Here is a 12,446-nt window from a genome sequence, read left to right as displayed (position 1 = left end):
GCGATCCGGCCGGGTCCGGGCCCACCGGCCGGGGTCGCCCGAGCCGCGCGGCCACGTCGTCCGCGAGCCGCGCGGCGGCGACGGGACCTGCGTGCGACACGGACCGTTGCTCCGCCGGGACGGGACGCCGGTGCCCCGAGGGCGTCCACCGGAGAGCGCCGGGCACGAGGGAGACCTTCGCCCACGAACCGGACACGGCGGCCGAGGTCCGTGACGGAGGCCGGTTCGGCGAACCGAGCCCGCCTCCGCCGTCCCACGTCCGCGACCTCGGCGGCGACCGAGGGCGCCCGACCTCGATCCGTCACACGGCCGGGACGCCGCTCGGCACGTTCCGTTCCCCGAGGAGGTGACGCGCCGAGCGGGCGAGCCGGGACATGACGTCTTCGACGTCCACGTCCACCAACGCGTGGTCGCGCTTGCGCCAGGCGCCGCCGACCATCACCGCTTCGACGTCCGCCCGGTCGGCGTTCAGGACGGCTCCCACCGGATCGGGCATCGGTCCCGCGCAGAGGCCGCGCGGATCGACCACGACGAGGTCGGCCCGCATCCCGGCGGAGATCCGTCCCACCCGGTCCGCGAGCCCGAGCGCCGTGGCGCCGCCGGTGGTGATCCACTCCAAGGCCCGCCGGCTCCGCACCGACGTTTCGAGCGCCATGGGCTCGCCCGAGCGGCGGTTCCGCTCATGCTCGACCCCTCGTCGCAGGGCGAGGGCCAGCCGTGCCGCGTCGCGCACGTCCCCGCCGGTGACCGCGTCGGTGTCGGTGCCGAGCGAGGGGAGACCGCCGGCGTCCAGGAGGCGCGGGACGATGGGCGTGCCGTGCCCCTGCCCCAGTTCGTTCTCGGGTGTGCTGGTGAACGTCACGCCCCGCGAGAGCAGGTACTCCAGCCACCCGTCGGACAACTCGACCCCGTGGGCGATGTTGACGCGCGGTCCGAACAGGCCCTCCGACCGCAGCGCGGTCCACCCGTCGGCCAGGTCACCACCGCTCTGGTGGAACGACACGACGATGTCCCGGTCGCGTGCGGCCCCGAAGTCGGTGACGGCGACCGCGGGGGAGGAGTACTGGGGGCCCTGGGCGGCCATGCCGATCGTGATGAGCCCGTTTCCGGAGGTGTGCGCGATGAGCCGGTCGATCACTTCGACCGGGTGGGGGACGTCGGGGTCGCGGTAGGGCGTTCCGTGCAGGAAGGCCGCCCGGATCCCCGAATCGGCGAGGGCGTCGACGGCCGTGATCGCGTCCTCGGGGGTCGAGCAGTGGTGCGCCCAGTCGGCGATCGTGGTCGTTCCCCGATCGAGCTGCGCGAGTGCGCCGGCCCGGGTCGCCGCATGGACGTCCTCCGGTCGGTAACGCCCGGTGACTCCGCCGTGCATGTGGGCCAGGTAGCCCAGGAGGGTCCAATCCGGGCCGGTGCCCCGCAAGGCGGTCTGCCACGTGTGGAGGTGGGCGTTGACGAAGCCGGGGCACACGACGCGCCCCGTCAGGTCGACGATCTCCGCCTCGCCGCGGGGAAGGTCCGGGCCGACTTCGAGCACGGTGTCCCCCTCGATGAGGACGTCGGCCGGTTCGGCCTCGGGGCGATCCGGGGTCATCGTGATCACGGTGGCCCCGGTGATCAGCGTGCGGTTCACGAGGACTCCTCAGGTCGGTGAATATCGGCTACAGTATAGCCGATACTATGTGATCGCCGTCATACGAACGGCGAGACGGCGCCGACCCCGGTGGGATCCACGGGGGTCGCCCGTCGAAGCGGAGGGCGCCGACCTCGGCATCCGCGGGCTCGGCGCGCTTCGAGGAGGAACCGCGACCCGGGGTTCGTCGGGCTCGCCCGGGCGCCGTGGACGAACACCCCGTCGGCGCTCGCGGCGGACGGCGGAACAGGGCCGAGGGGCCACCCCGCGCGGCGGGCGCGATCACACGTCGGACGGTGCCGCCGGTGATCGGGCCGGGCCCGTGTGGCCACGGCCCACCGATCATCCGCGGGCGTCCGCCGAGGCGCCGTACTTCGAACCTTCCACCCGACCCGAGAACCCCCGGTCCCACCGCCGGTGGGCTTGCCCCTGACGCAAGGAGACAGGCGTGAGTACGTCGACCCCGTCCAACCCGCCCCCGAAGGGCGCCCCCCGAGGGACGCCCCCGCGCGGCGCGGATCTCGCCCGCACCCCGTTGCTGATCTCCATCGTCACCTCGCAGTTCGGGATCTCCATGGTCTACGGGGCGGTCCCGGGGGTGCTGCTCGCGCTCCAGGTGCAGACGCTCGCGGGAGACGACGCCAAGGCCGGCGTCCTGAGCCTGTTCACCGCCTTCGGAGCCGTCGCCGCGCTGCTGTCCCAACCCCTGGCGGGCATGCTCTCCGACCGGACCCGGAGCCGTGTCGGCAGCAGGACCCCGTACGTGCTCGGCGGCGGCCTGATCGCCGCGCCGGTGCTGTGGGCCATGGGCACGGTGGACTCCCTGCTCGTCCTCGCCGTTCTCTACGTGGTGTCCGAGTTCGTGCTCAGCGCGGCCCAGGGGCCCCTCGCCGCGGTGCTGCCGGACCGCGTGCCCGCGGAACGGCGTGGACGTTTCAGCGCCGGCCTCGGGCTCGGCATCATGCTCGGTTCCGTGGCCGGCACCGTGCTGGCCTCGGTCCTCTCCGACGACCTGCGGATCGCCTATCTCGTGCTCGGCTGCGTCCCCGTCGTCCTCGGGGCGACCCGGCTCTACCTCGCGGCGGACACCGACAACCGCGGCGTCGCCCGCCCCCCGTCGACCGACGGCATGAGGTGGTGGCGCACGTTCCTGGTCAGCCCCAGGGACCACCCCGACTTCTGGTGGGTCGTGGGGAGCCGGATGTTCACCTACACCGGTTTCTTCGTCGTCCAGGGGTACTCCCTGTACCTGCTGGGCGACTACGTCGGTCTCGGTGACGACGCCGTCGGCCAGGTGGGCATCGCCGCCGGAATCGCGGCACTGTGCATCTGCCTGGCCGCCGTGCCCGCCGGACTGCTGTCGGACCGCGTCGGCCGCCGCAAGATCTTCGTTCAGGTCGCCTCGGTGACGATGGGCGTCGGGTTCATGATCCCGCTCTTCTCCCCGTCCCTGCCCGCCTACCTCACGATGGTGGTCGTGACCTCGCTGGCCTTCGGATGCTTCGAGGCGGTGGACACGGCCCTGGTCACGCAGGTGCTGCCCCGCTCGACTTCGTTCGCGCAGGATCTCGGTGTCACCAACGTGGCGTCCATCGCGCCTCAGATCCTGGCCCCGGCGATAGCGGGCGTGATCGTCGTGACGACGGACGGATACGCGCTCGTCTTCCCGGCGGCGGCCCTCTTCGCCGTCCTCGGCGGAGTGACCGTCACCCGGATCCGCGGCACACGCTGACGACGGGCCGGGGCCGGGACCGTCACGACGGTCCCGGCCCCGGCCGGCTCTGGCGCCCTTCCGTCACCGCCGATCGAGCCACGCCGTCACGGCGTCGCCCATCACCAGTTCGAGGTCGCGGCCGGTCAGCCACGGCAGGTGGTCGACGAACATCGTGACGCACTCACCCCACGTGCGGTCCATGCGGGTGACGTCGGTGCCCCAGAACATGCGCTCGGCCCCGAAGGCGTCGTGGATCCGCCGGAGCGCGTCATGGGTCGAGACGAACGGGTAGGGGTCCGTCGCCATGCTCGGGACCCCGGTCGCCTTCACCGCGATGTTCGGGTGCCGCGCCAGGTCGAGCAGGTCGTCCAGGTGCGCCATGGCCTCGGGCAGCGTGAGGAAGGGGAGCACCCCGAGGTGGTCGACCATCAGGCGCATGCGCGGAAAACGTCCGGCCAGCCCGCCGATGAGCGGCAGATCGCCCGGGAGCACCATGAGGGCGACCGGTAGCGCCCGCTCGTCGGCGGCGCGCCACAACCAGTCGAGTTCTCCGGAGGCGACCCGAGCGACCTCGGCCGGGTCGACGATGACGAATCGCAGCCCGACCGCGCCGGGGGCCGCCATCGCGTCGGCCACCAGCGACGCGTCGCCGCCGGGGGAGAGCGGGAACCATCCCATGGTGGTGAAGCGCTCGGGGTGGGTGCTCGCGGCGAGGGCGGCGTAGGCGTTGGCGTCGGCGTCCCACAGCGCGGGGCAGTTGATCGCCCGGTCGACGCCGGCCGCGGTCATGGCCTCGACGGCGGTCTCCATGGTGAACGGCGAGCGCGCGTGGTGCGGAGGGGCGTCGGGACCCTCCCAGAGGTGGATCTGGGCGTCGACGATGCGCATCTCAGACCCCTCGCGCCGTCGTGAGCCGCTGGAGCATCCAGTCCGCGACGAGCACGTCGCGGTCCTGGCGGTGGTTGTAGACGCAGTGATCGCCGTCGGAGAACACCACCATCTCCTTGTCGTCGGTCGGCGCCCCGTCCAACAGCAGGGCGGCGAGATCGTCGGAGATCATCGGATCCCTGCCCCCGTGGACGACGAGCAGCGGGTAGCCGCTGTTCGGGCCGTCCGCCGTGGGGTCGACGGACGCCCAGGTGGCGATCGCCGAGTCCGGGTCGTCGGTGCCGCAGAAGGCCACCATCTTGGTGAAGAACGTCCCGATGTCGGGAGGGACCAGTCTCGGGTGGACGAGTCCGCCGTTGCTGCAACAGGCGCGGACGCGGGGGTCGTGCGCGGCGACCGCCATCGCCAGCCCGCCGCCCATACTGTTCCCGACGATGCCGATGGGGGACGCGGGGGAGCGGTCCGCGACGTGATCGATCGCCCGTTCGTAGGCGCGGATCCAGTTCGGCGTCAGGTAGTGCCGATGGGCGAAACGGGACTCCCCCTGGCCGGGACCGTCCAGCAACAGCACGTCGAGCCCGCGTGCCGCCAGTGCCGTTCCCATGCCGTCGAAGTCCATCGCCCAGCCCTCGATGCCGCCGATCACGATGACGGCGCCGACCGGGGACGTGCCGCCGGAGAGCCACCAGCCCGCCAACGGCCCGTCCTCGGATTCGAGGACGACCCGTGTCCGGTCGCCGGCGAGGCGCGCGGCCTCGTCGTACAGTTCCGCGGCGCGGGCGAAGATCGCCCGGCGGTCGTCGGTGTCCTCCAGGAACATCATCTGGCTCATGCGCAGGAGAGCGGATCCGCGCCGCAGGTAGGCCACGCGCGTGGGCGCGCCCGGGGCCGTGTCGGCGTACTCCGAGCAGGTCCGGGCGAGGTCGGTCGCGGCGGTCCGCCAATCCTCGCCGGCGACCACTCGGGCCCTGAGCTCCACCACGTCGCCGTGGTCCACTCCGTACGCCATGGTCCGCTCAAGGGAGAACTGGCGTAACGCGGCCTGTGAGACCTGGGAGAGGGCGGCGAGCGCCTCCTCCGTCTCGGCCCGCCGGCCGGTGAACCGGCGGACGTGGACACGGGGGTCGTCGAACACGGGGACGCTCCTTCTGCGGAGTGTTACGGGGTGGGGTCCGGATGGCGTACGGCTACGCGGGAAGGGCGAGCGCACCGAATCGGGCGGCGGATTCGGCCCACCGACCGTTCGCCGTGTAGGCCACGTATCCGTCGGGACGGATGAGGATGTGGGCGGGGGTCCGCGTTCCGTAGGCCCGCGCGGCGCGGTCCGCTTCCGAGGAGGGGAGGGCGACGGTGCGCAGCGGCGCGCCGGATCGCGGCCACGGCAGGTCGGCGGCCGAGGCGATGGCCTCCTCGCCCAAGGCCAGGAGGGTGAAGTGGGGTCCGCGGAGGTGGTCGATGAGACGTTGGGGGCCCGATTCCGGGTCGGTCCAGTCGATGTTCGGCGCGCGATCGCCCGGCCGGACCCCGGTCGCGTCCTCGGCGACCGACGGGGCCAGCGGGCCGCCGCGATAGCCGAGTGAGAGCTGCCGCTCCTCGTCGCCACGGGTCATCGCCGCGGTCGGTCGGTTCCGGGTGCTCGCGTAGATCTCCGAGGCGAGACCGAGCACGCGGGCCGCGACGGGCTGCCGTTCGTCCTCGTAGGTGTCGAGCAGGGAGTCCGGTGCGCCCGCGAGGGTCTGCCCCAGTTTCCAGCCGAGGTTGTAGGCGTCCTGGACGCCGGTGTTGAGACCCTGGGCGCCGGTCGGCGGGTGGACGTGGGCCGCGTCGCCGACCAGGAGGATCCGGCCCTCGCGGTACCTCCGGGCGAGGCGCGTGTTGGGCCGCCAGACCGAGGACCACCGGACACGGGACACGGTCACCGAGCGGGCTCCCGAGAACGAACGGATCTTCGCCGTGAGACCGTCGGTCGTCACGTCCGCCTCCTCGCCCGCCCGCAGTTTGAGCATCAGCTGGAAGACCTCGCCACCGGGCATCGGGCACAGTGCCATGAACCGTCCTCCCAGGCCCGGCCAGACGTGCCAGAGGTCGCGGGAGAGCCCGTCGAGGACGAGGTCCGCCACGATCATGCGGTCGCTCTCGTCGGTCGTGCCGTCGAAGGGGATCCCGAGGAGGGTGCGCACGGTGCTGGCGCCACCGTCGGCGCCGATGAGGTATCCGGCGTGGGCCGACGTGGTCCCGTCCGGTCCTTCGAGGGTCGCCCGGACCCCGTCGGCCGATGGTTCGAGATCGGTGAGCCGTGTGCCGAACTCGACCTCGCCGCCGAGTTCGGCGATCCGACGGCGCAACGCGGCGTCGGTGTCGTACTGGCCGATCAGGAGGGTGTCGGCGTGCGGTACCGCCTCGGTGGCCTCGTGCAGCGGGATCATCGTCCGCCGGAGCGTCAACGGACCGAGGTGGACGCCGAGCCGGGGATACGTCGTGGAGCGCGCCCCCAGGGCGTCGAGCACGCCCAGGTCATCGAACACCTCCTGGGTCCGGGGCTGGACGCCCTTGGCGCGGGAGCCCTGGAAACCCTCGGACGAGGCGCTGACGATCCGGACGGCCACGCCACGACGCAGGAGGTCGCAGGCGAGGGTCATACCGGCCGGACCGGCGCCGATCACGAGTACGTCGGAAGAGGTGCTCACTGTGGTGGCCTCCGGTTCGCGGGGAAGGCCGGCCGGAACGACAGCGTCCAACACGCCCGGCGGTCCGCGCCGACCCATTGTGACTACAACGTAGCCGTTATTGCGGCGGCTGGCAAGGAGGCCCCTTCCGTGCCGCCGTGGCATACTCGTGGCGTGTCGACACATGCATCCACCACAGGGTCCCGGAGAAGCCGGGGGCCCGGCCGTCCACCCCTTCCCGTGGACCGGATCGTCGGTGTCGCGCTCGACCTGGTGGACGAGGAGGGCGCGGAGGCCCTGACCCTGCGTTCCCTGGCCACGCGCATGCAGAGCAGCACCGCGACGCTCTATCGACACTTCTCGGGCCGTGCCGACCTCGCCCGCTGCGTCGTGGACGCGGTCTTCGCCGAGGTGCGCCTCGACGAGGCCCTGGTGGAGACGTCGACCTGGGACGTGTCCATCGCCCACATCGCCGAGAACATGTTCACCGTTCTCGAACGTCACCGGAACGTCGCCCCGCTGATCCTCAGTGAGATCCCGATGGGCCCTCACGCGCTCCGGCTCCGGGAGCGCTGCCTCTCGGTCCTGGTCACCAACGGGTTCACGCCGCTCAACGCGCTCCGGGCGTACGCGACCCTGGCGCGATACGTGCTGGGATTCGCGGTCCAGGCGGCCTCGGAGGCGGCCTCGTCCGGTGCGGCCTACCGGATCGAGGGCCACGGCGAGCTGGACCTCCCCGTGACGGCCTACGTGCAGTCGGTGGGGCCGATCGCCCTCGCCGACGAGTTCCACTTCGGACTCGAACTCATGATGGACGGGCTGCGCTCCCGTCACGCCCGGACGCCGGCGCCGTAGCGCCGACGGCGCCGGCCGCGGCGACCCCGGTCTCCGGTCCGGCGGCGCCGGGTCCCCGTGCGTGTCGACCCGGACCCGTCGTCCGCGACGGTGTCCTCGGTGACGGGACCGCCGTCCGGGGTCGACCCTTGTCGAGGAGTGCCCGTCCGGCCTGCGCGGAATCCTGCTGATACGTTGTAGCCGAAAACAAGGTCGTCAGACGACCGGACCTCGGAATGCGACCAGCGGACGCCCCGTCGGCCGACGCGGAGAGTGGATGACCCGTGCGACCGATACACGACGACGAACCGCCCGCGGAGCGAACCGGACCCAGGGGTGCGCGGGTGCGACGAGTGCTCCTCGCGGTCCTCGCCCTGGCCGCCGTCGAGTCGCTCGCGCTGTCGCTGCGCTCCGGTGTGGGGAGCCTCGGCGCGCTGCTGCCGACCCTGCGGGACGACCTGCACCTGACGGCCGCGGCCGTCGGCGTCCTCGCCACCCTGCCGACGCTGTTCTTCGCGCTCGTCGGTCTCGGCGCGGGTCGGGTCATCTCCAGGTACGGCCCGCACAGGGTGACGATCCTGCTCCTGGCGACGATCGCCACGGGTCTCGTCGCCAGGGCGCTGACCGGATCATCGCTCGTGTTCGTTCTCGCGACCGGCCTCGCCATGGCCGGCGTCGCCGTCGGGAACGTGGTGCTGCCGGCGCTGGCCAAGCTGCACTTCCCCCGGCGGATCGTCGTGGTCGGCGCGCTGTACGGCGTGGCGATCAATCTCGGGGCCACCATCGCCGCGGTCACCGCCGTTCCGATCGGCGACGTCTCCGGCGGGTGGCGCGGGGGACTGGGCGTCTGGGCGGCGCTGCCCCTCCTGAGCCTCGCCCTGTGGATCCCCTGGGCCGTGGCCGGCCGGTCGAGCGGGACCGGCCGACCAGGAGGGCGACGCCTGTCCATCGCGGACGCGGCGAGGACGAGGCTGGGCTGGGCGATGGCGCTGTGCTTCGGCGCCCAGGCGTCGCAGGCCTACGTGCAGTTCGGCTGGTGGAGCGCCCTCATCGTCGACGCGGGCGGTGACACGGCCCACGCCGGGGCCCTTCTCGGCGTGATCTCGGGCCTGAGCATCCCCGTCTCCCTGATGCTGCCGCTCCTGATCCGCGGGACGCGCGGTTCCCTGCTGCTTCCGATCGCCTTCGCGTCGCTGACCTCGGCGGGGTGGATCGGTGTGATGTTCGCGCCGCTCATGTTGGACGGATGGTTGTGGGCCGCGCTTCTGGGGGCCGGGTCCGGGGCGTTCTCCTGGACCCTGGTGATGATCGGCGTTCGCAGCAGGACGCCGGAGGGCGCGGGCCAGTTGTCGGCGTTCGTCCAGGGCGGCGGCTACCTCATGGCGAGCGCCGCCACCTTCGCGACCGGTCTGCTCTACGCGGTGACGGACTCCTGGGCGGCTTCGTTGATCCCCGTGCTCGTGCTGGCCGCGCTGATCGGCGTCGCCGGCGCGCTTCTCGGCAGGCTGCCCCCGTTCGAGGACGGACTCCCCGCGAGGGCGTCGACCACATCGGCGGAGGGGACGTGAGTCGGGTGTCCCGCCATGCCCCACCGGGGGGTCCTCGCCGGTCCGGGGCGTGCCGCCCCCGGGGTGGACGTGTCGACGGAACGGCGCTCCCCGCGGCCTGACGCCCTCGCGTGGCACGGCCCGGGGCCGGGGAGTCGGTCCGCGCCGGGACGTCCGGGCGCGGACCGCGAGGAGCGGTCGACGGTCGACCTCCGTGGGCGTCGCGCCCCGGACCCGCCGTCGCACGGCGTTGCGGCGCCTGCCGGTGGGGTCGCCGTCCACGACACCCCCTCCCTGACACCGACCTCGGTTCTGACGAAATCCTCGGATCTGCTTGACTGACGTTATGATCGTAAGTGAATATATCGTCAGAAAGCGAAGGAGGCGGTCGATGACCGACCCGTCCGAACACCGTTCCGCCACCCCGGTCCTCCGCACCGGTGTGGCCCGTCGGCCGAAGGAGGCGTGATGTCCACTCTCGCGAAGGTCCCGGTCCACCGCTCCGACCTGTACTCGGCCGCGGCCATCCGCGACCCCTACCCGCGCTACACCGCACTGCGCGACCTCGGTCCCGTCGTGTGGCTGAGCAGGCACAAGGTCTACGCGCTGCCCCGGTACGCCGAGTGCAAGGCCGTCCTGCTGGACGACGAGACCTTCATCTCCGGCGAGGGGGTCGCACTCAACTGCGTCGCCAACCGGACCGGCCGCGGGACCACGCTCTACAGCGACGGTGAGGACCACGCGCGCCGCCGCGGCCAGGTCGCGCACCGGCTCACGCCACGGGCACTGCGCTCCATGAAGGACGCCGTCGAGCGGCAGGCCGCCGAGGTCGTCGACGCGGCCGTCGCACGCCGGACGGTGGACGGCGTGGAGATGGCCACCGAGCTGCCGATGTCGGTCGTCCCCGACTTCGTGGGCTGGCCCGAGGAGGGCCGCGAGCACCTGCTCAGGTGGGCCGGCGCGGCGTTCGACGCCCAGGGGCCCGCCAACCGGCAGTCGATGAAGACGTTCCCCTCGGCACTGGGCATGGTGCGTTTCGCCCATCGCGTGGTCCGGGAACGGACCGTGCTCGAAGGCAGCATGGGCGATGACATCCTGCGCGCGGCGGATGCCGGCGCGATGCCGCACGCCGAGTGCGCGACGTTGATGATGGACTACCTGGCCCCGTCGCTGGACACCACGATCAGTGCGATATCCAGTGCGCTGTACCTGTTCGCGACGCATCCCGATCAGTGGCGACTGCTCAAGGAGGACCCCGGGCTCATCCCGAACGCGGTCAACGAGGTGGTCCGCTACGAATCGCCGCTCCGCGCCTTCGCGCGCACCGCGGCCCGCGACTGCGAGGTCGCCGGTACCGCGATCCCGAAGGGCTCACGACTCCTGGTGGTCTACGCCTCGGCCAACCGCGACCCCCGCGAGTGGGACGACCCGGACACCTTCGACATCCGCCGCGATGCCGCCCGTCAGCTCGGCTTCGGGCACGGCACCCACGGCTGCGCGGGACAGGGACTCGCCCGTCTGGAGACGTCGGCGATGCTGCGCGCCCTGATCGACCGCGTGGACCGGATCGAGGTGACCGGCACGCCCGAGTGGGCGCTCAACAACATCATCCACCGCTTCGAGCGCCTGCCGCTCGAACTCGTCCCGACTCGCGAGGGAGAGGGCCGGTGAGGATCTCCGTCGACTACGACCGTTGTGAGGGCCACGGCCTGTGCGCGGAGCGGGCTCCGGACGTGTTCAGCCTGGACGACGACGCCGAACTCCGCTACCACTTCGAAGGGGCCGAGGTGCCGGGTGAACACGCCTCCGCCGCACGGGCGGCCGTGAACTCCTGCCCCGTCGCCGTCCTGCGGGCGATCCCGTGACCACGCCGGCGTCGGTGCTCATCGTCGGTGAATCACTCGCCGGCACGACGGCCGCTCGGGAACTCCGCACCCTCGGGTACGGCGGGGCGATCACCGTCATCGGCGCCGAGCGGCACGGTCCGTACTCCCGGCCGCCGTTGTCCAAGACGGTCCTCAAGGACCCGACGGCGGACGAGAGTCTGGGCCTGCGTCTCGACGACCTCGGGGTCGACGTGGCCCGGACGACCGCGACCGGAGTGGACGTCGACCGTCGTGTGGTGACCGCCGTGGACGGATCGTTCGCCTACGACGCGTTGATCATCGCGACGGGGGCCGAGGCGCGACGGATCGCCGTGCCCGGCCAGCGGGGCGAACTCGTCCTCCGGACCCTGGACGACGCCCGGAGGTTGCGGGCGCGCATGGCCGACGCCCGGTCCGCGATCGTGCTGGGCGCCGGATTCCTCGGCATGGAGGTGGCCGGTGCGTGCGCCGCGCGCGGTGTCCCGGTCACCGTCGTGGACGTCGATCGGCCACTGGAACGGGTCCTCGGGGGCTACCTGTCCGCCGCGATCACGGCACGGGCGCGGGAGCGGGGTATCCGGTTCCATCACGCCCGGGGGCTCGCGACGTTGGCCGGCGACCCCGTCAGTGGGGTGAGGCTCCCGGACGGGACCGTGCTCACCGCCGACCTGGTGGTCACCTGCGCCGGCGAATCACCGTGCACCGGCTGGCTCGCCGGGTCGGGCCTGGCCGACGGGCTCGGGGTCGGGATCGACCACGCCTGTTCCACCGGCGTGCCCGGTGTCTTCGCGGCCGGTGACGTCACGTACCTCCGTGCGAACGAGGGATCCGTCCCTCCGCGGCGCGCCCCCTTCTGGGCCAACGCCGTCGCGCAGGGCAGGGTGGCGGCGGCCTCGGTGCTCGGACTCCCGGCGGCGGGACCGCCCACCGACGACTTCTTCTGGACCGAGGTCGCCGGTCTCGCGATCAAGGTCGTGGGTCCCCTGCCGGTCACCGGCGAACCGACGGCACGGGACGGTGATCCGGGGGCCGGGCGGGCCCTGCTCACCTGGGACCGACCCGACGGGCGTTCGACCGTCGTCGCGTACGGCCTGCGCAAGTCCGTCGCCGCACTTCGCGCTCTGGCCTCGTGATCGCGCCGTATGAGCGGTCGCACGGCCGAGACCGCCCGGGACCGCGCCGCACCGCCGGGCGGTCACGGCGGCCCGGGACACCGCCCGGGCTCCCGGGATCCGCCACCCGGGCCCGGTGGGCCGGCCCCTCCGGCGTCGTCCCGGTCGCAGAAGGGACAGGAGTCCGGTG

At 72.6% G+C, this 12,446-nt stretch carries 10 protein-coding genes; 6 read left to right on the top strand and 4 right to left on the bottom strand.

Going from position 1 to position 12,446, the window contains the following annotated elements:
- Positions 1 to 301 precede the first annotated feature (301 nt).
- A complete protein-coding gene (locus RM479_RS08995) occupies positions 302 to 1,630 on the bottom strand; it encodes an amidohydrolase family protein (RefSeq protein ID WP_311511261.1) in 1,329 nt (442 codons plus the stop codon).
- A gap of 448 nt (positions 1,631 to 2,078) precedes the next feature.
- Here RM479_RS08995 and RM479_RS08990 point away from each other — a divergent pair, with 448 nt between their 5' ends.
- A complete protein-coding gene (locus RM479_RS08990) occupies positions 2,079 to 3,362 on the top strand; it encodes an MFS transporter (protein WP_311511260.1) in 1,284 nt (427 codons plus the stop codon).
- A gap of 63 nt (positions 3,363 to 3,425) precedes the next feature.
- On the opposite strand, the gene RM479_RS08985 is transcribed toward RM479_RS08990, so the two are convergent.
- Genes RM479_RS08985 through RM479_RS08975 form a run of 3 tightly spaced genes read right to left on the bottom strand, consistent with a single transcriptional unit; the run spans position 3,426 to position 6,919 of the window.
- A complete protein-coding gene (locus tag RM479_RS08985; RefSeq protein ID WP_311511259.1) occupies positions 3,426 to 4,232 on the bottom strand; it encodes an amidohydrolase family protein in 807 nt (268 codons plus the stop codon).
- 1 nt (position 4,233) lies between these two features.
- Complete coding sequence (locus RM479_RS08980) at positions 4,234 to 5,367, bottom strand: alpha/beta hydrolase (protein WP_311511258.1); 1,134 nt, start codon at positions 5,365 to 5,367, stop codon at positions 4,234 to 4,236.
- A gap of 52 nt (positions 5,368 to 5,419) precedes the next feature.
- Positions 5,420 to 6,919 carry an FAD-dependent monooxygenase gene (locus tag RM479_RS08975; RefSeq protein WP_311511257.1) on the bottom strand — a complete coding sequence of 500 codons (1,500 nt, stop codon included), beginning with the start codon at positions 6,917 to 6,919 and terminating at the stop codon, positions 5,420 to 5,422.
- Between the two features lie 219 nt (positions 6,920 to 7,138).
- On the opposite strand from RM479_RS08975, the gene RM479_RS08970 reads away from it, so the two are divergent.
- The 5 genes from RM479_RS08970 (at position 7,139) to RM479_RS08950 (ending at position 12,277) form a co-directional block, all read left to right on the top strand.
- Positions 7,139 to 7,753: a TetR/AcrR family transcriptional regulator gene (locus RM479_RS08970; RefSeq protein ID WP_311511256.1), complete on the top strand. Its 615-nt coding sequence runs from the start codon at positions 7,139 to 7,141 to the stop codon at positions 7,751 to 7,753.
- 323 nt (positions 7,754 to 8,076) lie between these two features.
- Complete coding sequence (locus RM479_RS08965) at positions 8,077 to 9,300, top strand: MFS transporter (RefSeq protein WP_311511255.1); 1,224 nt, start codon at positions 8,077 to 8,079, stop codon at positions 9,298 to 9,300.
- A 447-nt stretch (positions 9,301 to 9,747) separates the two neighbouring features.
- Entirely contained in the window at positions 9,748 to 10,950 is a 1,203-nt protein-coding gene (locus RM479_RS08960; RefSeq protein ID WP_311511254.1) for a cytochrome P450, read from the top strand.
- Positions 10,947 to 11,144, top strand: coding sequence for a ferredoxin (locus RM479_RS08955; RefSeq protein ID WP_311511253.1), 198 nt, complete (start codon positions 10,947 to 10,949; stop codon positions 11,142 to 11,144). The genes RM479_RS08960 and RM479_RS08955 overlap by 4 nt, the downstream gene beginning before the upstream one ends.
- Entirely contained in the window at positions 11,141 to 12,277 is a 1,137-nt protein-coding gene (locus RM479_RS08950; RefSeq protein WP_311511252.1) for an NAD(P)/FAD-dependent oxidoreductase, read from the top strand. The genes RM479_RS08955 and RM479_RS08950 overlap by 4 nt, the downstream gene beginning before the upstream one ends.
- Positions 12,278 to 12,446: the final 169 nt, after the last annotated feature.

Origin of the sequence: Nocardiopsis lambiniae (assembly GCF_031845465.1) — a bacterium.
In the GTDB taxonomy this organism is placed as follows: Bacteria; Actinomycetota; Actinomycetes; order Streptosporangiales; family Streptosporangiaceae; genus Nocardiopsis; species Nocardiopsis lambiniae.
This window is presented reverse-complemented; position numbering and strand designations above follow the sequence as displayed.

Bases quoted from the DNA above. Each gene is read 5' to 3' on its own strand.
- RM479_RS08985 (WP_311511259.1), bottom strand. From the start codon at position 4,232: ATGCGCATCGTCGACGCCCAGATCCACCTCTGGGAGGGTCCCGACGCC.
- RM479_RS08960 (WP_311511254.1), top strand. From the start codon at position 9,748: ATGTCCACTCTCGCGAAGGTCCCGGTCCACCGCTCCGACCTGTACTCG.